Genomic DNA, 289 nt, shown 5'->3' on the forward strand with positions numbered 1-289 from the left:
CTGTCACTCAGTTATTTGAAGCCTATCAAAAAGAGATTGGTCGCACTTCCACACGTGATGGTTTTTATTATCTTCTGAAACGCCATGGTTGGCGAACGGTCACTCCTAGACCTGAACATCCCAAGAAGGCAGACGCTCAAACAATTGAGACGTCTAAAAATAAAATCTACATTCGAGACCTTAAGTAAGCGCTTTAAAGAGGAGGGGACTTATAACAAAGTACGTTTGATGTACCAAGATGAAGCTGGTTTTGGGAGAATCAGTAAGATGAGTTCTTGTTGGGCTCCTC

Annotated in this window: 1 pseudogene; it reads left to right on the top strand. The window is 42.2% G+C overall.

Annotated elements, in window-relative coordinates:
- Positions 1-289: pseudogene (locus STRDD10_RS10695) on the top strand (winged helix-turn-helix domain-containing protein); the annotation flags it as partial.

This window comes from Streptococcus sp. DD10 (genome assembly GCF_001578805.1).
Classification (GTDB): domain Bacteria; phylum Bacillota; class Bacilli; order Lactobacillales; family Streptococcaceae; genus Streptococcus.